We start from the raw sequence: 22,786 nt of genomic DNA on the forward strand, positions 1-22,786 counted from the left end.
TGAAATGAAAAAGAATTCTTTAGGAATGTCGCTATTGGTCATCCTGCTAGCTACTTCCACTGCTTTTGCGCAGCAGAAAAGAGCCTTGACCCATGATGACTACGATGGATGGGAAAGATTGGGTTCGGAGAAAATCACCAAAAATGGTCAATGGATAGGATTTCAAGTAAGCCCTCAGGACGGGGATGGCAGATTGGAGCTGTTTCCTACTAAAAGTCCGGACAAAAGAAGGGTGATTCAAAGAGGTGAAAGCTTTTCTTTCACTGCTGACGATGCTTTTGCCGTAGGCCGAATTGTACCTCAGAAAGATTCGGTTTATGTCCTGAAATTGAAAAAGGCAAAAAAAGATGAGATGCCTTTGGATAGCCTTTTTATTTATGAACTGGCAACTGATGAAATCGAAAAGCTAGCTAGGGTGAAGTCCTTTGCCACACCTGAGGAGGAAGGAAGTTGGATTGCGGTCTTATTTGAAAAAGAAAAAGAGAAGAAAAAAGACAAATCAGAAGCAGACAGTACGGCTACAGAGCAAAAAACCGAAAAGCCCAAAAAAACCGACGGGACGAAGCTATTGGTAAGAAGTCTTGATGGGGCAATTTCCCATGAATTCGAAAGAGTGAAAACTTATGGTTTTTCACCATCTGGAAGTCATTTGTATTATGTGCTGGCGGAGGAAGATACGTTGGACAATGCAGCCATTTATTTGCTTAGTCTTTCAAATGGAGAAAGTAAGCTGATCTCTGAGGGAATGACCAGTTATGAGGGGATGACTTTTTCCCCAGCAGGAGAATACCTGGCATATTTGACCACAGATGACTCCACCAAGTCAAAGAAGCCTTATCATGAATTGTTTCTGGTAGAGACTGAAACTGCAAGTGCAGCAATAGTGGCAGACAAAAATTCATCCGGGATCTTGAAAAATGGACGTGTGAGTGCGGATGGTAACTTGAAGTTTTCTGAAGATGGTCAGCGACTGTTTTTCGGAGTGGCTCCGGATTATGTGGATTATGCTTATGAAAGTGACACTACGATTTTGGATGAAGATCGGGTAAGTTTGGATATCTGGGGCTGGCAGGATGATGAAATCCAGCCTATGCAGCTGAAAGGCAAGTCTAGAGATGAGAAGTTTACTTATCTAGCCGCTTTGGATTTAGCATCTGATCAAATCACCCAATTGGCTGATCTTGAAGTGAAAAATGTAATTTTGGAGTCGGAAGTTGATCGTGATTTCGCTTTGGCATGGACAGATGATCCTTATAGAATCAATTACAGTTGGAATATTCAGATAGGCAGAGATCTTTATTTGATTGACTTTGCTACAGGCGAAAGGACTTTGATCGAAAAGGATGCCACTGGTTATCCTTCGGTTTCTCCGGAGGGGAAATATGTATATTGGTATGATAGCCGGGATAGCAGCTGGGTGGCCTTTGAAGTAGCCTCCAAAGCCAAAATCAATTTGACAAAGGCGCTCCCAGTTGAGTTTTATGATGAACTTCATGATTCCCCGTCCATGCCTGGAAGCTACGGTAATGCCGGGTGGATAGAAGAAGACGAGGCTTTTTTGGTTTATGATAGATTTGATATTTGGAAAATTGATCCTCAAAACCCTTCCCAGGCAATTAACCTTACTCAGGGAAAAGGAAGGGAAAGTAATACGGTCTATAGACGCCAGGTTTTAGATAGAGATGAGGAGGGAATAGATCCTGAGGGGAAATTACTGGTAACAGCATTCAATGAAAAGACCAAAGATTCAGGTTTTGCTGAAGCTTCCATAGATGGGGGATTTGCACCGAAAAGCATCCTGATGACAGCAAATCGATATTATGGCTTGACCAAAGCAGAAGAAAGTGATGAAATTTTCTTCAATAAATCCACTTATATAGAAAATCCAGATTTGTATCTGAGTGACCTTAGTTTCAAAAAGATCACAAAAGTATCTGACCTGAATCCTCAGCAAGCAGACGTGAACTGGGGAACTGTAGAACTGGTGGATTACCTATCACTGAATGGAGATTCATTGCAAGGGTTGCTCTTCAAGCCGGAAAATTATGACGCTACTAAAAAGTACCCCATGATGGTGTATTTCTACGAGCGGAGCAGTGATGGCATGCACAATTACAGGTCTCCGGCACCGAGTGCTTCCACGATCAATATTCCGTATTTTGTGAGTAATGAATATTTGGTGTTTGTACCAGATATTAAGTACGAATTAGGTTTACCAGGTCCAAGTGCACTGAACTGTATCGTCCCAGGCGTACAAGCTGTAGTGGCCAAAGGCATAGTAGATGAGGCTAACATGGCGATTCAAGGTCAAAGTTGGGGAGGGTATCAAGTGGCATACTTAATTACCCAGACGAACATGTTTAAGGCTGCCGGAGCTGGAGCGCCTGTGGTGAATATGACTTCTGCCTATGGAGGTATACGCTGGGGCACCGGGATGAGCCGTATGTTCCAATACGAACAAACCCAATCTAGAATAGGTGGTACTTTATGGGACAAGCCTTTGTATTACCTTGAAAACTCCCCTCTGTTTTTCATGGATCGAGTGGAAACTCCCGTTTTGATCATGCATAACGATGAGGACGGAGCAGTGCCTTGGTATCAGGGGATTGAGATGTTTATGGCATTGAAGCGCCTGCAAAAACCAGCGTGGTTACTGCAATACAATGGTGAAGATCATAATTTAAGACAAAGAAAAAACCGCAAAGACTTATCGGTAAGATTGAGCCAGTTTTTCGATCATTATTTGAAAGGAGCTCCAGCGCCGCTTTGGATGAGCGAAGGTCTGCCGGCTATCCAAAAAGGGAAAACACTAAAATACGAATTGGAAGATTAGTATAATCTCGATCTAACTAAAAAAGGCTCAGAATTTAACCTCTGAGCCTTTTTTAGTAAGATTGAATTTATCAAACAGCTACAGCTGCCTTAATGTGCGGGTGAGGATCATAATTTACCAATTCGAAATCCTCGTATTTGAATTCAAAAATATCTTTTACATCTGGGTTGATTTTCATGGTGGGCAAAGGACGTATATCTCTGCTCAACTGCAATCTCGCCTGATCCAGGTGGTTGGAATAAAGGTGGGCATCTCCAAAAGTGTGCACAAACTCACCTGGCTTTAATCCGCAAACCTGCGCTATCATCATAGTAAATAGGGCATAGGAGGCAATATTGAAAGGAACTCCTAAGAACACATCAGCACTTCGCTGATACAGCTGGCAGCTTAACTTTCCTTCTGCTACGTAGAATTGAAAAATCGTATGGCAGGGCGGTAGTGCCATGTTGTCCACGTCCGCTACATTCCAGGCAGAAACGATGTGCCTACGACTGTCCGGCTTGGTTTTGAGCTGATGAATGAGGTTTTTAATTTGGTCGATTTCTCCACCTTTTCCATCAGGCCAATGCCGCCATTGATACCCATAGACGGGGCCTAAGTCACCGTTCTCATCTGCCCATTCGTCCCATATCGAAACTTTGTTTTCTTTCAGGTATCCAATGTTTGAGTCCCCTTTGAGAAACCAAAGTAACTCTATGATGATGGATCTTAAATGCAGCTTTTTAGTAGTCACTACCGGGAAACCCTCAGACAGATCAAACCGCATTTGATGTCCAAAAATGCTTAAGGTGCCCGTGCCGGTTCTATCTTCCTTTTTTACCCCTTCATCGAGGATTTTCTGCATCAAATCGTGGTATTGCTTCATGGATTTTTAGTTCGGTATTAGGTGTTGCAAGTTAAGGAGAAAGGCAAATTAATTGAATTCATTTCTTTTTTTTGGCAAACCCCTCAAAGGGAATATGCCTTTCTATTCTTCCAAGCCCTCCCAGGTAAAGGTAGCCGTGATGGGATAGTGATCCGAGTAATCTACCTCTCTGTGGGTTTTGTATTGAATAGCTTGTAGGTTTTCACTGGAGAAAATATGGTCAATTCTTAGGAAGAATAATATTCGATTATAGGTGAAACCAAATCCCCGACCTGCCATTTCAAAGGCATTGACATAATTTTCGTTCAGTTTGAAATATGTGTATGAGTAGGGGATCTCATTCAGATCACCCATTAATATCAGGGGGTGAGGGCTGTTATTCATATGTTCCAAAAGCAGTTTGAGCTGCTTACTTCTGGCAAGGGATCCGCGGTGTAGCTTTCCCAGAGTCTGGCGGTAATTTTGTTTTACCCCATCTAAATTTTCCAGGCCATCTGAGTCGATTCGCATGGATTCCAAGTGCGCATTGTAAATACGAATGGTGTCTCCATTTACATTGAGATCGGCAAAAATCGCCCCGTTGGTACCCTGTGCATCAAAGATTTTTCCATCGTTGATTATTGGATATTTAGAGAAAATGGCCAGTCCATTTGATCGTTTTTCCGGATTACCCTCATTTACATGGTAAGATACCTTGTAATCTGAATCTTGTCCTAGGATCTTGACAGCGTCTTTGGAAGCTGTGGTGTTGTCTTGGTAAAATTCCTGAATAGCCTTGACATCTGCGGTATTCTCTTGTAGCCAAGCGAGTACATTGGATTCTGTATTGCTGCTTTCGTAGCGAAACATATGGGCGTTGAATGTGAGTATTTTAAGCCCTTTCGCCTGGTCATTTTTTGGGTTTAACTGAAAAGAAATAACCAGAAACTTATAGCCGATCAGCAAGGTGATCACCGGAAGAAAAGCCAGTTTTCTCCAGGATAAAATCAAGATTACCAATAAAAAGACATTCAACAGGAGTATTACCGGAATGAAAAAAGGTAGCAATCCCACGTAGGAGAAATATTCCGGTGAAATGTAAACGCTGGAAAACAAAAGGATGGAGATGGCAAAGATCAGCCAGGTAATTATTCTCATGAATTGTGTTTGATCCTACAAGAAAGCAAGGTAAAACTCATCGACCAAAAATTGATGTACCTTTGGCTGTATTTAAGCAATCTTTGAACCAAAGAATTTGTAAATGCGTATACCTGTGTTTCTATAAATGATGAAGTACCCCGGAATTTATGGCTTAATTCAAATCAAGGTTTGGCAGTAATTTTGCCAATTTCATAATAATTACATTATTTCAAATCAAAATCACTCGTACATACGATCAGAATGGTTTGCGCTACACATGCTTTGCTGATTGACAACAAAACTGGATTTTTCCGAATCGAACTTGCCAAGTGCGGGTAAGATTGGTAGAGGATATTACCTTTGATTAATAACTATACACAAATGAAAACTTACCACTCATTTCTATTTGCCGTGCTATTTGCGATGACTATTGTGTCCTGTGGACCAAAACCCGTGGATCAGGAAGAAATTGCAAATGATTCGATCTCTAACGAATCAGCTGAAGCTGAGGAACAGCGGCCTTCACCATTGGAAGTGAAAGACGGTACTGTAGCGGGGAAAGCTTTTAAAGTTCAATATGGATCCCCAGCTGTTAAGGGCCGGGCACTCTGGGGCGACCTTGTTCCTTACAACGTAGTCTGGCGAACCGGTGCCAATGAAGCCAGTTATGTGGAGTTAGCTGAAGATATGACAGTGGAAGGGAAGACGCTTTCTGCTGGGAAATATTCCATCTTCACTATTCCCAAAGAAACGGGTTCATGGACTGTAATCTTTAATTCTGAATGGGACCTGGAGCATGGGCATTTTCAATATGATGAAGAAAATGATGTGTTGCGGGTAGAAGTGATGCCAGAGTGGGTAGAGCAAAATCAGGAAAGATTGTCCATGGATCTGGAAAATCCCGGTTTGGTGATTCGCTGGGAGAAGCTGGTACTTCCTATTACTATCCAGTAAATTTCTAGTTTACAAAATCATTTCAATCAATTTTGAATATTAACCTTCGGTCTCAGATCGAAGGTTTTTTTGATTGATGTCAAAAGTTTGCCCAGTCTAGGACAAAAATTGATGGATTAGCCTAAATTCGTCCAAACAACCCAGTTTCTTTCATGAAATATTTAGGTTTCATCATAGTTTTCGGACTTACTTTGACTTTGGCCGTAGCTGTGATCAGTCCTTTTGGAGCCATTCCGCCACTTGCTCCCTTGCTGGATCCGTTTCATGGATTTTGGCAAAATTCCTATTCTGAAGACCAGCTTGCAGAAGCCGAAATCAACTTGGATAACTTACAGGCTGATGTGAGTGTAGTCTATGATGAAAATCTAATCCCTCATATTTTTGCGGAAAATGAAGCAGACCTGTACCGTGCACAGGGGTACGTCACCGCTAAACATAGGCTTTGGCAAATGGAATTTCAAACTATGGCTGCTGCCGGCAGGATTGCAGAGATCGTTGGTCCCATGGCTATTGACCTAGATCGAATGACCAGAAGAAAAGGGCTTGCTTTCGGAGTGGATAAAACCATGGAATACTTATCTGCGGAAGATCCTGGGAGTCTTGCTCTATTGGAGGCCTATGCAGATGGAGTCAATCAATACATCGCCGAGCTATCTCTGGCAAATTTACCCGTAGAGTATAAGATTTTAAATTACAGACCTGAAAAATGGACTGCCTCCAAATCCATTCTCTTGTTGAAATACATGACAGACATGCTCGTAGGAGACCGGGATTTGGAGTATTCTAACCTTCGCAAGGCACTAGGAGATGAGATGCTTAACAAGCTTTTTCCAGAGTATCCCATAGGAGTGGATCCCATTATAGAAAAAGGCCATAAATGGGGCTTTAATCCCGAATCGGTAGTAACTCCCGACAGTATAGATTACCCTGATGATGCATTGGTATTACCGCCTCTACCTCAGCCTACTGAAGGGACGGGATCGAATAATTGGGCAGTATCGGGCTCAAAAACCAAGAGCGGTAATCCCATTTTGGCTAATGACCCTCACTTGAGTTTAAACCTGCCCTCCCTATGGTATGCCATGCAGCTGAGCACCCCAGCTCATACAGTCAAAGGCGCTACCTTACCTGGAGCTTTGGGAGTTATTTCTGGTTTCAATGAGTTTATTGCCTGGGGTGTGACAAATGCCACGCGGGATACCAGGGATTGGTATAAAATCACCTTTCAAGACGAAGCTAGGCTTGCTTACAAATACGGAGATAGATGGAGGCCTACAGAGTTCAGAGTAGAAGAAATCAAAGTCAAAGGAGAGGAAGCATTTTTGGATACTGTGGTTTATACCCATTACGGTCCAGTGGTGTATGATAGAAGTTTCAATGCTAATCGCCAAGACCTGAATTTTGCTTTGAAATGGAATGTACATGAAGGCTCCAATGAACAAAAGACCTTTCTGCAGCTAAATAAGGCCAAGAATCATGAAGACTATAACAACGCCTTGAACCACTTTACTGCTCCTGCCCAGAACTTTGTGTTCGCAGCTAAAGATGGCGATATAGCCATGAGAGTACAAGGGAAATTTCCGTTGAAGTGGAAAGGTCAAGGTAAGTTTTTTATGGATGGAGCTGACCCGAGTATGGAATGGCAAGGCTATATTCCTAACGCGCATAATGCCAGCACCCTCAATCCTGATCGAGGTTTCGTGGCCTCTGCCAATCAGCACCCTACGGATTCCACGTATCCCTATTATGTGTTTGACAACAGCTATGAGTTTTACCGAAACCGCAGATTGAATCAGCGGCTGAGCGAAATGACAGCGATCACGGCGGAGGATATGCAAAGCTTACAGTTTGATGACTATTACCTTCATGCCGCTGAGGCTTTACCACTTATGCTAGACATGTTGGGCGAGGACTTCAGTGGAGATGAGGCCGCCAAAAAATACGTAGAGATTCTGAAAGACTGGGATTTCTATGCGGACCCTAACCAAAAGGGCCCAACGCTATTTTATGTGTGGTGGCGAAAGACCTATGATCTCATCTGGAAGGAATTTAATGAGATCAAAGGGGCAGTGGTAAAACCATCCTATTATCAGACTGTCTGGTTTTTGAAAAATGAAGCAGAAGGGGATGTTTTTGATTTGAAAAACACCTCAGAAAGAGAAGATGCATCTGATCATGTCAAAAACGGTTTCCAAGAACTTATTCGTGAAATGAAACAATGGGAGGAAAAAGAGGGGGATTTGGCCTGGGCAAACTATAAGAAAACTACGATCCAGCACTTGGTTCCCCAATTCACCTCCTTTTCCCAAGCTAATGTGTACACTGGAGGGGGAGCAGGCATGCTCAATGCCACCAGTAGCCGTCATGGGGCTAGTTGGAGAATGGTAGTAGAGCTTGGTGAGGACATCAATGCTTTCGGCATATATCCAGGTGGACAATCTGGAAATCCAGGCAGTAAGTATTATAATAACTTCATAGGCAAATGGGCCAATGGGGAGTACTTAGATTTTAAAATAAGGGATAAAGAAGTATCAGAAGGAGTGTTGTTCCAAACTAAATTATCAAGCGGCAAATGAGGTTTATTCTATTCGTTTTTCTGACTGCACTAATCGTTCTTTTGAGCAATCCATTTATCCCCTATTGGGGGGTGATGGTAGTGGTGTTCGTAGCAGCAGTTTTGGTAGGGCAAAAGGGCGCTGGGGCGTTTTTCGCTGGAGGATTAGGCATGGGGTTGGCCTGGTTAGGGTATAGTTACTACATTGGGATTACCACGGGTTCTGACCTACCGAATCATATGGCCGGGATTATGGGATTAGCAGGGGAGCTGTACCTATTTGCAGCAACGGGCATCTTAGGTTTTATACTTGGAGCGTTCAGTGCATGGTCGGGAAGCTTATTTCGTAAGTTGCTCAAAAAGCAGCCTGATAATATTTATAGGGGTTAAAGGTAAAGTCCAATCAGCTTTATTTTTATGAAAAAAGTAGGTCCAAAAGGATAGGATTAGTTTTTCCAAATCAACCGAATGAGTACCTTTGTTACTCACTATTAGGTGACTTTTTATGCTTGAATCCTTGATTACCTCAAAGACCAGATTAAGGTTACTTGTGAAGTTTTTTGTCAACTCAAAGACTCAAGGCCATTTGCGAGGATTGGCTGATGAGTTTGGGGAATCCACTAATGCGATTCGTAAGGAGTTGAACAATCTTACACAAGCAGGATTCCTGGTAAAAGAGTCAGAGAAAAACAAAATCGCTTATCGGGCAAACGTAAATCATCCTTTCTTTTTCAATATCCAAGAAATTATCCGTAAGTATCTAGGCTTAGACAAGTTGCTAGAGCAGATACTGGATCGTATGGGGGAAGTGAGTCAAGTAATTCTAGTTGGTGATCTCTCCAAAGGTATCGATTCGGGTAAAATAGACGTCGTGGTTACCGGAGATAACCTCAATGAGAGCTATATTCTGAATCTATCGAATAAGATAGAGGAAATGATTGATCGAAAAGTGGTACTGACATTGCTAGCTGAAAGGATGCTTTCCACAGGTTTGGTTCTGTTTGATAAGGAAGTGGGAGCTTAAGCAGGCACTCATGGCGGTTTTGTAGTTAAAGCTAGGCACTGATGTGACTGAAAGGGCGAAGCTGTATTAAATTTAGTGAGATTAGATAAAAAATCAGAAATTGCGCATCTCAATCAATAAGGAGAAAACGATTTGAACGCTAATAGTAGTAATTTGAAATATTATGGTCGCTTGAATTTCCTCAGAGGGATTTTCTTAGTAGCTGTGTTTTTTGTGCTGACTTCTTTGGCTTACAGCCAAAGTCTTTCGGATATCCAAAACCTCAAAGTAGATGACCTCTCAGATGCACAGATCGAGCAGTTGGTCAGAAGAGCCGAAGCCAATGGCCTGACCACCTCTCAGCTGGAAGCTCTCGCTAGGGAGAGGGGAATGCCAGCTTTGGAAGCCAGTAAGCTTTCGAAGAGAATCAGCGACCTGCAGATGAGCGCTTCACCTCAAGGAACGCTTCAGGGGGCAGGAGAGGGTAGGTCAATCAATGGGCAGCTGCAACCCGATATGTTTGATTCGCTAAGGAGGTCAGATCCCTATTATGACCTGACTCCCAAGCAGAAAAAGATATTCGGTTACAAGCTTTTTCATAATCGGCAGTTGGATTTTAGTCCTAGCTTAAACATTCCTACCCCGCAATCCTATGTGATAGGTGCTGGAGACCAGCTTTTGGTGGATGTATACGGAGCATCTCAGCAGTCATATGATTTGGAAGTCTCTCCAGAGGGAAGGGTATTTGTGCCTAATGTAGGACCTTTGCAAGTAGGAGGATCTACCATTGAAGCGGCTACAGTCCGGGTGAAAACCGCATTATCCCGCATCTATTCAGGATTATCAGGCAGTAACCCCAATACCTTTGTCCAATTGCGATTGGGGAATATTAGATCAATCAAAGTGTCCATGGTGGGTGAATTGACCAAGCCAGGCACCTACACCTTGCCCTCTTTTGCTACAGTTTTTAATGGATTGTATGCAGCTGGCGGGCCAAATGAAAACGGTGCTTTCCGGAAAATCCAGGTTTATAGAGACAGTAAGCTGGTGTCTACAGTGGATATTTACGAGTTCCTTTCCAGAGGAATTCAAGACTCAAACATCACCCTGCAAGACAATGACGTGGTCATAGTACCACCGGTAGAGAAGCGTGTAGAAATTAGTGGTCCTGTGAGAAGAGAAGGACTCTTTGAAGTCAAAGGGGATGAGTCTCTTGAAGATCTGTATGTGTACACTGGAGGATTTACCAGTCAGGCGTATAGAGACAGGGTGACTGTGCGTAGGATTGAAAATAACCAGCGCAAGGTGGTAGATGTACCCGCTTCAGAGTTTGGTAGTTTTTCTTTAAAAGATGGGGATGAAATATTAATTGGAGAAGCGCTGGAGCGGTTTTCCAATCGGGTACAGGTTACCGGTTCTGTCCATAGACCGGGTGAATACTCTCTTGAAGAAGGTGAGTTTACCGTTAAATCACTGTTGGAAAAGGCACAGGGTGTAAGACCTGAGGCTTTTCTCACCAGAGCAACACTTTATAGGACAAGTGATGATTTGACTTTGGCTGCCGAGCCCTTAGATCTCCAGGGTATATTGAACGGTACTGTGGAGGATGTAGTCTTAAAAAATGAAGATCTACTTTTTGTGCCTAGCCGATATGATATTCAAGAGGAATATTATGTGAAAATCTCCGGAGAGGTGAATTATCCCGGTACCTATCCTTTTGCGAGGGAGATGACCATAGGAGATTTAATCATTCGCTCTGGCGGGTTATTAGAATCAGCTTCCAATTCTTCTATTGAGATTGCTCGAAGAGTAAGGGATTCATCTTCTGGTAAAATTGCAGAGATTTCCACCATTTCTATAGATCCTTCGCTTCAGCTTACGGAAGAGGAAAAAAATCAGCGTTTGCAGCCGTTTGATCATGTTTTTATCAGAAGGAGTCCTGGCTATGAAAAGGAACAGTTGGTTTCAATAAGAGGGGAGGTGACCTATCCTGGGGATTTTGCCATTTCTGGAGCCAATGAACGGATTTCTGATGTTATCAATCGGGCAGGTGGCCTTACACAGTTTGCTTATCCCAAAGGTGCTAGTTTGGTGAGACGAACAGTCTATTACAAAGGGTTAACTGAGGAAGAATGGCGGGAAAAAACCCTTCAGGAAATTAAAGATAACCTCAGCCCCGAAAACAACAGAACTATCAATGAAGCAGAGGAACTGCTGTACAGTAGGATTGATCAGAAATTAGCGCAGCACGAAAAGGAGCGAATCCTAAAGGAAAGAGCTAAGGAAAAAGAGCTGCTTTTTCGTGGATTGGAAAGTGAGCAAGACACCTTGTTATTGGATTCTGCGATAAATCAAGTTCGGATAAAAGAACAGGATTTAGTGGGTATCGACCTGGAAAAAATTATGCAAAATCCAGGGTCAGAAGAAGATCTTTTTTTACAGGAGGGAGATATTATCCAGATCCCAAAGGAATTACAAACTGTAAGAGTGGTGGGAGAGGTTTTGCTCCCGACAACCACCAGATTTGACAAAGATAATAGTCTAAGAAATTACATTTCTAAGGCTGGAGGATTTACCGAGGGAGCCAGAAAATCCAAAACCTATGTGATTTACGCCAATGGCGATGCGAAAAGGACACATAATTTCTTGGGGCTTAATTTTTACCCTTCGCTAGAGCCAGGGGCAGAAATAGTGGTCCCTCTAAAACCGACTAAAAACAGAATGAATGCAGCAGCTTGGATTGGACTTGCATCCAGTCTGGCTACTCTTGGAATATTAGTAGAACGATTAATAAATTAAATTTAAAAGCCACTAATTTATGAAAATTGCCGTAGTAGGTACAGGCTATGTGGGCCTAGTTTCTGGAGCATGCTTTGCGGATGTAGGGATCGAAGTCACCTGTGTGGACATCGACCAAAAGAAGATAGAAAACTTGAAGAAAGGCATAATGCCTATCTATGAGCCAGGATTGGAAGAAATCGTGGTTCGTAACTATAAGAGCGGAAGACTACATTTTTCCACCGATCTAGGGGAAGCGATTCAGGGTGCGTCGGTTGCTTTTATAGCCGTAGGAACACCTCCGGGTGAAGATGGGTCCGCTGACTTGAAATATGTATTGGCAGTAGCAGATGAAATCGGTCAGAAGATGACAGACTACATTGTAGTCGCTACCAAAAGTACAGTACCTGTCACTACTGGGGAAAAAGTGAGAGGAGCCATTAAATCTGCATTGGATAAGAGAGCTTCTGACCTTCCTTTTGCAGTGGCTTCTAATCCTGAATTTCTGAAGGAAGGCGCAGCAGTCGAGGACTTTTTGAAACCGGATAGAATCGTGATCGGAATTGATGATGAGCGTGCGGAAGAGATTATGAAGCGCCTGTACAAACCGTTCCAACTTAGTGGGGAGCGCATCATTTACATGGATATTCCATCTGCGGAAATGACCAAATACGCGGCAAACGCCATGCTGGCCACCAAGATCTCCTTTATGAATGACATTGCCAATCTTTGCGAAAAAGTGGGTGCTGATGCCAACATGGTGAGAAAAGGGATTGGGTCAGACCCAAGAATCGGGAACAAATTCATTTACCCGGGAGTGGGTTATGGTGGATCTTGCTTTCCAAAGGACGTCAAAGCGATCATCAAGACTGCCAAGCAATATGGCTATGACCTTCGGGTTCTTCAGGCTGTAGAAGATGTGAACGACGACCAAAAGCATGTGCTGGCCAATAAGGTGAAGGCTCATTTTGGTGAAGACCTGAGCGGGATGACCTTTGCGATGTGGGGTTTGAGCTTCAAACCAAACACCGACGATATGCGCGAGGCTCCGGCAGCAGTTATTATCGACGAATTGAGAGCAGCTGGCGCTAAAGTCAAAGCCTACGATCCTGTGGCCATGGAGGAAGCAAAAGAGCACTATATCTTCGATAAGGTGACTTATTGCACAGATGCTTATGATGCTTTGGTAGATGCAGATGCACTACTTTTGGTGACAGAATGGTCTGAATTCAGAATTCCAAGTTGGGAAGTAGTAGGGAAGCTTTTGAAGGACAAAGTGATCTTCGATGGTAGAAATATCTATGATAAAAAGTACTTGAAGACTTTAGGTTTTGAAGTTTTCAACATCGGTACTAATTGACATTAGCATTGCCCTTGAGAATATTTCTCAAGGGCATAACTATGTTTTGACTAATCTAGTTATATGGTAATTGCCGGTGCTGGAGGACATGGGAAAGAAGTGAAGCATGTGTTGCTTTCACAAGGATTTCCTTCAGGTGAGCTAGTTTTCTTTGATGAAGATCCTGAGCAATCGAATAGCTTATTTGAAGATGATTTTTTAATTGTGTCAGTGGATGAATTGAAAGTCCAATTGAAAAAAGACCCTCGTTTTGTTTTAGGGGTTGGGAATCCGGTTTTCCGCGAAAAATTGTTTCATTTATTAACCTCTCTTGGCGGTAGCGCTTTTGGAATCAATTGCGTTTCCAAAGAAAATTCCATGACTACGAATCAGAATTTTGATGCCATGCCATTTAGTTTTATAGGGCCACTTACTACTGTCGGGAGAGGAGCTTTGATCAATACAAGAGCTCATGTTCATCATGAAGCTGTGGTCGGTGAATTCAGTGAGGTTGGGCCCGGTGCCATGCTACTCGGCGGGGCAAAAATCGGCAAGAAATGTAGAATAGGAGCGGGAGCAGTGATTTTACCGGGAATAGAGTTAGGTGATGAGGTGATTGTGGGAGCAGGGGCTGTGGTGACTAAGCGTGTGGCAAGAAGTTCTAGGATTTTTGGTGTTCCGGCACGGGTAATTGAGTAGGGTTCAATTGATGTTTGAAAAAAGCTATTGAAAAGTGATACTTCTTCACACTAAATGAAAAGCCAAAAAAGGAATATTCTTTCAGGAGTTTTTTGGAACTCTTTGCAGGTTCTGATTAATAAGTCCTTTGGATTTATGATCAAGCTTGTATTGGCTAGGATCCTTTTACCAGAGGAGTTTGGCTTGGTGGGAATGGCAGTAGTATTTACAAGCTTTATAGAGGTATTTAATGACCTTGGTTTTGGGGCTGCATTAATCCAGCGAAAGGAAGAAGAAGTTAAAGCTACACACTTCAATACAGCGTTTTGGACTGGGGTGATATGGTCTCTCATCATATTTCAATTGATGGTTTTTGTAATCAGCCCATTAGCAGCAAAATTTTATGATGAGCCCATTCTTACTGAAATTATTCCTGTTCTTTCTTTAGGGATATTGTCAAGTCCTATTAATCTTGTTCATAAAGCTAAGTTATTAAGAGCTTTGGATTTCAAAAGAGCAGCATTTATCGAGAATGCAGCTTCTATATCATCTGGTATACTTTCTTTGATTTTGGCATTCTCAGGAGCTGGAGTTTGGTCATTAGTTTTTAATTCATTAGCTACCTTTCTGATTGCTGTTCCACTTTATTTCAGAGCGACTCGCTGGATTCCGAGTTTTGAATGGTCTAAAGCTGCTTTTAAAGATATTTTTGGTTTTGGAATATATACCACTGGTACCAATCTGGTCAATAATCTCATAAACAAAGCCGATTATCTACTCATTGGAAAATTATTAAGTGCAAGTGCTTTGGGAGCTTATACATTGGCTTTTGTGCTCACAGATACCTTTAGGAGCCAATTAATGTCTATCATGAATAAGGTGATGTATCCTATTTATGGGAAGACTCAAGATGATAAGGGTTCGATGAAAAGATATTATTTAAACGTGGTCAAATACAATAGTCTTTTAATCAATCCTATTATGGGATTATTGTTTGTCTTAGCACGTCCTATAGTTCTTAATTTTTTTGGAACAAAGTGGGAGGCTACCATTTTGCCTTTACAGATTATATCCTTATCTGTTATTTTTCATATGATGGTCAACAGCAATACAGTATTGATAAGAGGTATGGGAAAGCCAAAGCTTGAATTTATGATTCAGTTTCTTAAAAGCATTTTTGTCTTTCTTCCAGCAATCAGCGTGGGGATTTATTACTTTGGTATAGTAGGAGGGGCTTATGCAGTCTTATTCAACAAAATTGCCAGTGTATTTATTGCACAGATTTACCTTAAAAAACTGGTCGATATAAATATTTTAGATTTGTTTGCATCGCTTAAAGTAACGCTATCTTGCCTTTTCGTCAGTATTACCTCAGGTATTATACTTTACAATGTGTTGAATGTTAATTATATGATTGTAGGTCTTTTAATGACCTTATTGTATTTCGGAGGAGTTTGGCTAATGATGGGGAATGAACTAAAAGAACAATATTTTGAAATTAAACTTCGAAAATCACTTACCTATAAATGATTTATAAAATCGTTCGAAAAGTAAAATCTAAAAAAGATAAATTGGTCAAAGAGGTAATGCCATATTGGTTTTATCGTTCAACTTTTCTTTCTGGAGTCTATTATGCATTCTTCCACCCTGGCTTTCGTAGGGAATTCCAAGCAGTATTATCAGGAAAAGTTAAACACTTGAATGAGGCTAGGGTAACCAAATCTAATTACTTCATGCTGGTAAGGAATACGCATCGTCTAGAAAAAGGCCTACTCATGCAGCCTAGACGGGATGTTTTTGCAGCGGAGTATATACGTGAAACAGTAGACTGCTATATAGGAGTAAAGAACGGAAATCCTCAATATGCCGATGATCTCCAATTGAAATGGAGTAGGGATGTATTGAATTCATTCTTTGAAGTGGTCAAATCCCATCCCATAATAGATGTGGAGAAAGCTAGATTTTTGGAAAGTGAACATTCTGCAGGATTCAAGAGTACTCATGATATTTCCTTTACTCCTTATCTTAGAAAGGCTTCTGATTTTTCATCCATTACCTATGAAGAATTTTACAAATTAAATAGGCAGAGAAGGTCTGTACGGTGGTTTTTAAACAAGGAAGTGCCTAGAGATTTGATAGATAAGGCTATTCTCGCGGCGATTCAAGCCCCTAGTGCATGTAATAGACAACCATTTTCTTTTCGGGTTTTGGACGATAAGCATTTGCTCGAAAAGGCGGTTACACTTCCAATGGGTACTAAGGGATATGCTCATTCTATTATGACCTTTATTGTGGTGGTTGGTAATCTGGAAGCCTATTTTGATGAGCGGGATAGGCATCTTATTTATATAGACGCCTCTTTGGCAAACATGTCATTGATGTTAGCATTGGAAACACTAGGGCTGTCTAGCTGTCCGATTAACTGGCCTGACATAGAAGAAAGGGAGGTTGAAATGAGTAAGTTTTTAAACTTAGAGGCCTATGAAAGACCTATCATGTGTATAGGGGTAGGGTACCCAGACCCAGAAGGAATGGTAGCTTTCTCTGAAAAAAGAAGTTTGGATAAGATCAGGATGTATAATTAAAATGATAATAGAATTAAGAGGAGTTGAGTTTGTAAATAAAGGGGCAGAATTGATGCTTCATGCCATCATTGAAGAACTTAAGCAACGGATTCCAGAAGTTGAGTTTGCCATGGAGGCAGGATCTAGGACACCGAAGGAAAAATTAGCTTCAAATGGTATCCTGATGAAAACTAACTTTAAAAAATTTGGATTCAATCTTTCACCGATACTTAATATTCTTCCTAAGCCTTTATTACGGAGTAAAAATATGGTGGCTGATCAAGAGATTACTGCAGTTTTAGATGGCTCTGGCTTCGCTTTTGGAGATAAGTGGGGTGCTAAAAAGGCTGGTGAGCGCTCTGCAAATCATATTCGTAATTGGAAAGCAGAAGGAAAGAAAGTTATATTATTGCCGCAAGCATTTGGACCATTTACATCCCAAGACTTAGTAGAGAAAATGCAGGTTATATTAAATCAGGCTGATTTGATTTTTGCCAGGGATGAAAAATCTTTAAGCTACCTTAACGGTCTTACGAGCAATTCAATAAATTTAAGGTTGGCTCCTGATTTTACTAATTTACTGCATCCGGGACATTCGTTGAATAATGGGAGTTATCAGAATAGAATTGCCATTATTCCTAATCAAAAGATGTTGGAAACTGATAAGGAGGACCAAAATCATCTTTATCCATCATATCTCGAAGCTGTTGTTAGTATTCTACAGAACCGTGGAGAATCTCCCTTCTTTTTGATTCATGAGAGTAGAAAAGATGGTCAAATATCAGATCTAGTAAATTCCAAATTAGGGAATCGAATAGATGTGATCAGAGAGGACGATCCATTGAAGGTAAAAGGAATTATTGGTGCTTCTAAAGCAGTAGTGACCTCAAGGTTCCATGGATTGGTAAGTGCTCTTTCCCAGTGTGTGCCTAGCCTTTCTACTGGCTGGAGTCATAAATACCAAGAGCTTTTAAAGGATTATGATTACCAAGAGGGGCTTTGCGAGGTATCGGTAGATGAAAACTATTTGGAAAGCAAAATTAATTTGATTTTGGATCCTGCCAAGAGGGAAGAAATCATTGCTAAGTTGCAAAGTAATACCCTAATCCAGAAAGAGAGGACTAAGGAAATGTGGTATGAGGTCACTTCAGTGCTTGTGGATAAATGAAACTTTCTATCATTATCCCTACTTTTCGGGACTGGGATGATTTATCTGCTTGTATGGAGGCTTTAACTGTACAGACCTGCGGTGCTGATTTTTTTGAAATTTTAATTATCAATAACTCTCCTGAAACTTCTGTACCAGAAAGATTTAAGATCCCTAATAATGCTCGAATAGTAAATGAGAGTAAGAAAGGCTCATATGCTGCTAGAAACTTGGGTTTGAAATTGGCTAAGGGGGAATTGATCGGATTTACGGATTCAGATTGCTTGCCAGAACCGAATTGGATTGCTAATGCATTAGAATATTTTAATAATTCAGATATTCACTTAGTTGGAGGAAAAGTGGAGCTTTATCAGCCGAGTGACGGAGATAGACTGACTTATCTCTATGAAAAGTGCTTTTCATTTAATCAAAAAAGAAATGTGGAGCAGCATAAGCAAAGCATTACCGCCAATCTCTTTTGTAGAAGAATAGTACCTAATACGATTGGAGACTTCGCAGAAACTCTCCTTTCGGGTGGAGACTTTGAATGGACGAGAAGGGCTACAGGATCAGGCTTTAAGATCATTTATGGAGAAAATGTGATAATTAAACATCCAGCCAGAAGAAATCTTTCTGAAATGGTGAAAAAGAAAAAGAGAACCATAGGGGGGATGTACACTAGGTTTTATAAGGATTATACTTTTTTCCAAAAGCTTAATTTTACAATTCGATTTGTGAGACCGCATGTCAAAATTTTCACCTATAAAAACCTCAGTGTAAAAGAAAAATCCCAACTGTTTTTCGCTACTTGGTATGTGGAATGTATTGGTATGAAAGAAATGTTTCTGCTTGATTTCAAATGGAAACAGGCCGAAAGAACATAATATTTGCAGGGTATTTGACCTCTAGTAAAAAGTAAAGACCTAGATGAACACCGATGGATAAAAAGACAGAGAATATTCTCAGACAAAATAATTTCACACTAGTGAATATTTTTAGTTTGTTAAAAGCTAAAAGGCTGGTCTTGTTCCTTACAATTGGGGTTTTTATTCTTTTTGGGTGGACTTATTATGTGACTACACCGGACTCTTATGAAACTCACTCCATACTTCTCGTAGAATCACAAAATAGCGCTCAATCTAGCGGCCTTGGCTCTCTGGCTTTAGCGGCGGGAATTTCGGTCGGGGGGAATTCTGCTGAGCAAAATGTTCTTGATCCTGCACTTTACCCTATGATCTTACAAAGCAAGCCCTTTTTGAGTGAGCTTATGTACTCCAGGGTAAAGTCGGAACTGTATGAAGATTCGGTAAGTCTCTACAAATACATGGTGGAGGTAAAGCCACAAAACAGCATCTATAAATTCCTCAAAAGACCCACTTCCATTTTAAGTAGCCCCCTTCAAATAGTAGATAGCGTGGATGAAAAAGTAATCGATGAAAAACTTATGTACCAGCCTTTGGAAATGTACGTTTTGAGTCAGATTTCTACGCGAATCCAAGCATCACCCGAGGGAAGACTACTAACTATCAGCACTGAAATGCCGGAGGCTGACTTAGCTTATCAGTTTTCAAAGCTAGTGGAAAACTACCTCATCGAGTACACTACAAAGTATCTTCAGGAAAAGCAGACTATGCAGGTCGAATATTTGGAGGCCCAATATCTTAAAAGTGAAAAAGGCTTCAAAGAGGCTCAGACGGCCTTGGCTACTTTCAGAGAACGAAATCAAGGGATTTATCTAGAAAGCCTGAAAGCCCGGGAGCAGAATTTGAACGCTGACTATAGCCTAAAGTTTGAACTTTACAGGACTATAGCACAAGAGCTTGAAATGGCAAAAATCAAATTGAATAGCCAAAAACCTATTTTTTCACCTATAGAGCCTGCCTTTATTCCCAATAGTCCTAGCTCTCCAAAGTTACTTGTTACGCTAGCCCTGACGATTATGCTTGGGGCAGTGGTTGGGATGATATTGATTTTTGCACTGTACATTAGACAGTATTATCTAATTCACAGGGAATCTGAATCTTAAGATTTGAAGGTCTCCATTATCATTCCATGTTTCAACAATGCAGCGTTAGTTGCTGAGACTTTAACTTCAGTAAAAAATCAAAGTGCCTCCAATTGGGAGTGTGTACTCGTAGATGATGGATCTACGGATGGATCCTTGGCTGTGGCCCATTCCTTTGCTAAGGAAGAATCCAGGTTTACCGTGCTCTCCAGACCTGCCTACCTTCCAAAAGGTGCAAATTCGTGTCGTAACTTTGGGGTGTCTAAAAGTACCGGTACGCATTTGGTATTTTTAGATGCAGACGATTTGTTGTCGGAGAATTGCATAGAAGTGCGGTGCCATTCCTACCAAGAAGAGGATTTGAAGATTTTTTCTACTGCGCATTTCCAACATTCCATTGCGCAATCTTCCCCTTTCGTTTCCAGCTTAAATTTAAATTTGGACGCAGCCCGATATCGTGACATGTTTTTAGGGTATTGGATACCTTGGCATGGAAGCAGCGGGCTATGGAAGCGGGAGTTTTATGAGCAAATAGGTGGATTTGATGAGCGGTTAATGCGCTTCCAAGATGTGGATTTGCATGTTCGAGCCCTTTCCGTTACTGGGGTGCAATTTAGTATTGATTACTCTGCAGGATTTACTTCCTATTACCGCAAGTCTGCTTATCATACCCAAGTGAATCTGGAGAAGAGAAGATTCATACTTGACCAAGGAATCCAATATTTGGAAAAGCTGGATGGCTTTCTGACAGCAGGTGATCTTCGAAAAACTTCAGGTTTAATGATTTATTTGATGTTTCGCTTTGAAGAAGTATTTACCGACAAGGATCTGGCAGTAATTAACCGGATGTTCGTCGGTAGTTCGCATAAAGCAAAGCCTGAAGGAGGATTGCAGCTATTGATGAGGGTATATTCTAAAGTTTTGACAAAGCCTAGCCGATTGAGGAAATACCTGAGTTTTGCTGTGTACAAAGTGTTTAGTAAGCAAAACAGGGAGAAGTTAAACCATTGAAAGTTTATTATCAAAATATCGAATTTTGGGATTTACTTTCTTTGCCTCTTTACTTTATCTTACTGTACCTAATCCTGGTCAGCATTGCCAAGGCAGTTCTATTGGAAGACAGGAAGTTTATCAATGTGTACTTTCTGGCTTTGTTGCTTTTTTATTTGTTCATTGGCTTAGTTGATTTTAAGGTAAGATTGATTCCATATTTTCCTGACACTAACTTGTTTACCAAGATATTGGAAACAGGAGTGACGCCTTCCAATCAATCCATAGGCGTAAAAATCGGATATAAATTTCTTGCGATCCCCATTTATTGGCTGTCGCTGAAATCGATTTTCAATTACTTTTTATTTAACGTATTCTTTTTTCAGATAGGGATTATTTTTCTAGCAGGGGCATTCAACAGAACCTATGAGATAAAGGATCAACTGGTCCAAAGGTTTTATTTGATATTAGCCTTATTGATGCCATCAGTGATTGTTTACTCATTTACTCCACTGCGCGAAAGTTATTTCGTTCTCGCATTAGGGCTGTTTTTCTACGGTCTAACAGGCAAAAATAGAGTCAATATTTTCCTGATTTTGGGAGTGATTCTAGCTGGAATTCTAAGGATACAGCTATTACTTTATTTTTTCATTGTCTATGTCCTTTTATTAATTAGTAAGCTTAGCCTTAGTCGAAAGACTTTAATTACAATAGTAATTGTCAGCGTACCCATTTTATTTTTAGGCTTAAATTTCCTTTCTACCGCTATTCTGAATATTCCGATCTCCCCAAAGAGTCTTGCGCTTTTTCGCAATATCCAGCGGATGAATTACTTCGAATCTGGTGTGAGCTACCCAGAAGTATTTTGGGAAAATTGGTTTGACCTCATTGTTGATTTTCCGGGTTTGTTTCTACAGTTCTTACTGGCACCATTTCCGGTGATTATTTTCATTCCATTCTGGACCAAGCTGGCTTACTTTGCAGATGGAATTTATTTATTAGTGATTTTGACTATTTGCCTAGGATCAGTGAAATATATCAAAGGTCATGGTTTGTGGCTGATGTACATTCTACTTTATGTAGGCATGTCTTCTTTTTTTGAGTTTCACTTGCTGGGAGCTGTGAGACATAGATTACCGGCCACTTTATTAATATTGGGCTTGGCCGCCAAAGGGCTTTCTTATTATTTTACTAGTTATAAATGGATTTTCAGGTTTTAGTTTCTACCATGAATCCAGATCCAAGGCCTTTTCAGGATTTGGGCGTACCTGCAGTGGTTATATCACAAAATTCCAGTGATACAAAGGAGACCAGGGGCAAAGTGCGTTTTCTGTCATTTAATGAGCGTGGATTATCTAAAAGTAGAAACAGGGCGATAGAGCATGCAGATGCCGAAATTGCCTTGATAGCTGATGATGATGTTACATTTTGTGAAAATTTTCAAGAAAAAATTAGTAATGGATTTAAGCAATATCCTGAAGCTGACATACTCACATTCAAGATATTAACGCCAGAAGGACAACCTTACAAAGGATATTTAACCCAAACATTTAAGCATAATCGGAGTAGCATTTTCAAAGTTTCTTCCGTTGAGATGGTAGTGAGGCCAGAGAGGCTTCGAAAAGAAGGCATTCGGTTTGATGAAAATTTCGGTCTAGGTGCCACATACCCAAGCGGAGAAGAAATGATTTTTCTAAATGATGCCTTAAACAAAGGACTGTCCATTTACTATGTGCCCGAATATATCGTGTGCCATCCATTAGAAAGCTCAGGCAAGATTTTGGATGAAAATTATTTTCGAAGCAAGGGCGCTTTAATTCGAAGATTATATGGAGATTCTATACATTTGGGCCTTGGTTTTGCGTTTTTGATAAAGCAAGTGTTGAAACCTCAAAGATCCATCTCACTGTTTAAAGCTATTAAAGAAATTCTAAAAGGATTTAATTCAATCTCCTGA

Annotated in this window: 18 protein-coding genes; 16 read left to right on the forward strand and 2 right to left on the reverse strand. The window is 41.0% G+C overall.

Annotation, left to right across the window (positions count from 1 at the left end):
* The first annotated feature begins 4 nt into the window (after nt 1–4).
* Nucleotides 5–2,833, forward strand: a complete 2,829-nt coding sequence (locus tag PBT90_RS06395) for a S9 family peptidase (protein ID WP_270132201.1) — start codon at nt 5–7, stop codon at nt 2,831–2,833.
* A 70-nt stretch (nt 2,834–2,903) separates the two neighbouring features.
* Here PBT90_RS06395 and PBT90_RS06400 read toward each other — a convergent pair whose 3' ends face one another.
* Nucleotides 2,904–3,698: a thymidylate synthase gene (locus PBT90_RS06400; RefSeq protein WP_264809548.1), complete on the reverse strand. Its 795-nt coding sequence runs from the start codon at nt 3,696–3,698 to the stop codon at nt 2,904–2,906.
* Nucleotides 3,699–3,800: 102 nt separating this feature from the next.
* Complete coding sequence (locus PBT90_RS06405; protein WP_270132203.1) at nt 3,801–4,835, reverse strand: endonuclease/exonuclease/phosphatase family protein; 1,035 nt, start codon at nt 4,833–4,835, stop codon at nt 3,801–3,803.
* Between the two features lie 363 nt (nt 4,836–5,198).
* Between PBT90_RS06405 and PBT90_RS06410 the strand changes: the two genes are divergently transcribed.
* From PBT90_RS06410 to PBT90_RS06480, 15 genes are all read left to right on the forward strand, one after another.
* On the forward strand, nt 5,199–5,771 hold the full coding sequence (locus tag PBT90_RS06410) for a DUF2911 domain-containing protein (RefSeq protein ID WP_270132205.1): 573 nt from the start codon (nt 5,199–5,201) through the stop codon (nt 5,769–5,771).
* A gap of 152 nt (nt 5,772–5,923) precedes the next feature.
* A complete protein-coding gene (locus tag PBT90_RS06415) occupies nt 5,924–8,347 on the forward strand; it encodes a penicillin acylase family protein (RefSeq protein WP_270132207.1) in 2,424 nt (807 codons plus the stop codon).
* Nucleotides 8,344–8,715 (forward strand): hypothetical protein, encoded by a 372-nt coding sequence (locus PBT90_RS06420; protein WP_270132209.1) that lies wholly within the window; start codon nt 8,344–8,346, stop codon nt 8,713–8,715. Before PBT90_RS06415 ends, PBT90_RS06420 begins: the two co-directional genes overlap by 4 nt.
* A gap of 160 nt (nt 8,716–8,875) precedes the next feature.
* On the forward strand, nt 8,876–9,349 hold the full coding sequence (locus PBT90_RS06425) for an ArsR family transcriptional regulator (RefSeq protein ID WP_333482159.1): 474 nt from the start codon (nt 8,876–8,878) through the stop codon (nt 9,347–9,349).
* 171 nt (nt 9,350–9,520) lie between these two features.
* On the forward strand, nt 9,521–12,127 hold the full coding sequence (locus PBT90_RS06430; RefSeq protein WP_264809554.1) for an SLBB domain-containing protein: 2,607 nt from the start codon (nt 9,521–9,523) through the stop codon (nt 12,125–12,127).
* Nucleotides 12,128–12,146: 19 nt separating this feature from the next.
* Nucleotides 12,147–13,466 (forward strand): UDP-glucose dehydrogenase family protein, encoded by a 1,320-nt coding sequence (locus PBT90_RS06435; RefSeq protein WP_270132213.1) that lies wholly within the window; start codon nt 12,147–12,149, stop codon nt 13,464–13,466.
* Nucleotides 13,467–13,529: 63 nt separating this feature from the next.
* Entirely contained in the window at nt 13,530–14,144 is a 615-nt protein-coding gene (locus PBT90_RS06440) for an acetyltransferase (RefSeq protein WP_264809556.1), read from the forward strand.
* Between the two features lie 54 nt (nt 14,145–14,198).
* Nucleotides 14,199–15,653 carry a lipopolysaccharide biosynthesis protein gene (locus PBT90_RS06445; protein ID WP_264809557.1) on the forward strand — a complete coding sequence of 485 codons (1,455 nt, stop codon included), beginning with the start codon at nt 14,199–14,201 and terminating at the stop codon, nt 15,651–15,653.
* Between the two features lie 203 nt (nt 15,654–15,856).
* Nucleotides 15,857–16,708 carry a nitroreductase family protein gene (locus PBT90_RS06450; protein ID WP_264809558.1) on the forward strand — a complete coding sequence of 284 codons (852 nt, stop codon included), beginning with the start codon at nt 15,857–15,859 and terminating at the stop codon, nt 16,706–16,708.
* 1 nt (nt 16,709) lies between these two features.
* Complete coding sequence (locus tag PBT90_RS06455) at nt 16,710–17,855, forward strand: polysaccharide pyruvyl transferase family protein (RefSeq protein ID WP_270132218.1); 1,146 nt, start codon at nt 16,710–16,712, stop codon at nt 17,853–17,855.
* Nucleotides 17,852–18,718, forward strand: coding sequence for a glycosyltransferase (locus PBT90_RS06460; protein ID WP_270132220.1), 867 nt, complete (start codon nt 17,852–17,854; stop codon nt 18,716–18,718). The genes PBT90_RS06455 and PBT90_RS06460 overlap by 4 nt, the downstream gene beginning before the upstream one ends.
* 53 nt (nt 18,719–18,771) lie before the next feature.
* The gene (locus PBT90_RS06465) at nt 18,772–19,860 is read left to right on the forward strand and encodes a Wzz/FepE/Etk N-terminal domain-containing protein (protein ID WP_270132224.1); all 1,089 of its coding nucleotides are present in this window, start codon (nt 18,772–18,774) and stop codon (nt 19,858–19,860) included.
* A 3-nt stretch (nt 19,861–19,863) separates the two neighbouring features.
* A complete protein-coding gene (locus tag PBT90_RS06470; RefSeq protein WP_270132227.1) occupies nt 19,864–20,850 on the forward strand; it encodes a glycosyltransferase family 2 protein in 987 nt (328 codons plus the stop codon).
* Entirely contained in the window at nt 20,847–22,049 is a 1,203-nt protein-coding gene (locus PBT90_RS06475; protein WP_270132230.1) for a hypothetical protein, read from the forward strand. Before PBT90_RS06470 ends, PBT90_RS06475 begins: the two co-directional genes overlap by 4 nt.
* Nucleotides 22,031–22,786 (forward strand): glycosyltransferase family 2 protein, encoded by a 756-nt coding sequence (locus tag PBT90_RS06480; protein ID WP_264809565.1) that lies wholly within the window; start codon nt 22,031–22,033, stop codon nt 22,784–22,786. Before PBT90_RS06475 ends, PBT90_RS06480 begins: the two co-directional genes overlap by 19 nt.

The organism is Algoriphagus sp. TR-M9, assembly GCF_027594545.1.
In the GTDB taxonomy this organism is placed as follows: Bacteria; Bacteroidota; Bacteroidia; order Cytophagales; family Cyclobacteriaceae; genus Algoriphagus; species Algoriphagus halophytocola.

Excerpts from the sequence above, each read along its gene's own strand:
- PBT90_RS06415 (WP_270132207.1), top strand. The coding sequence starts at position 5,924 with ATGAAATATTTAGGTTTCATCATAGTTTTCGGACTTACTTTGACTTTG.
- PBT90_RS06460 (WP_270132220.1), top strand. The coding sequence starts at position 17,852 with ATGAAACTTTCTATCATTATCCCTACTTTTCGGGACTGGGATGATTTA.
- PBT90_RS06395 (WP_270132201.1), top strand. The coding sequence starts at position 5 with ATGAAAAAGAATTCTTTAGGAATGTCGCTATTGGTCATCCTGCTAGCT.
- PBT90_RS06455 (WP_270132218.1), top strand. The coding sequence starts at position 16,710 with ATGATAATAGAATTAAGAGGAGTTGAGTTTGTAAATAAAGGGGCAGAA.
- PBT90_RS06400 (WP_264809548.1), bottom strand. The coding sequence starts at position 3,698 with ATGAAGCAATACCACGATTTGATGCAGAAAATCCTCGATGAAGGGGTA.
- PBT90_RS06440 (WP_264809556.1), top strand. The coding sequence starts at position 13,530 with ATGGTAATTGCCGGTGCTGGAGGACATGGGAAAGAAGTGAAGCATGTG.
- PBT90_RS06465 (WP_270132224.1), top strand. The coding sequence starts at position 18,772 with ATGGATAAAAAGACAGAGAATATTCTCAGACAAAATAATTTCACACTA.
- PBT90_RS06480 (WP_264809565.1), top strand. The coding sequence starts at position 22,031 with ATGGATTTTCAGGTTTTAGTTTCTACCATGAATCCAGATCCAAGGCCT.
- PBT90_RS06445 (WP_264809557.1), top strand. The coding sequence starts at position 14,199 with ATGAAAAGCCAAAAAAGGAATATTCTTTCAGGAGTTTTTTGGAACTCT.
- PBT90_RS06450 (WP_264809558.1), top strand. The coding sequence starts at position 15,857 with ATGCTGGTAAGGAATACGCATCGTCTAGAAAAAGGCCTACTCATGCAG.
- PBT90_RS06405 (WP_270132203.1), bottom strand. The coding sequence starts at position 4,835 with ATGAGAATAATTACCTGGCTGATCTTTGCCATCTCCATCCTTTTGTTT.
- PBT90_RS06410 (WP_270132205.1), top strand. The coding sequence starts at position 5,199 with ATGAAAACTTACCACTCATTTCTATTTGCCGTGCTATTTGCGATGACT.
- PBT90_RS06435 (WP_270132213.1), top strand. The coding sequence starts at position 12,147 with ATGAAAATTGCCGTAGTAGGTACAGGCTATGTGGGCCTAGTTTCTGGA.
- PBT90_RS06420 (WP_270132209.1), top strand. The coding sequence starts at position 8,344 with ATGAGGTTTATTCTATTCGTTTTTCTGACTGCACTAATCGTTCTTTTG.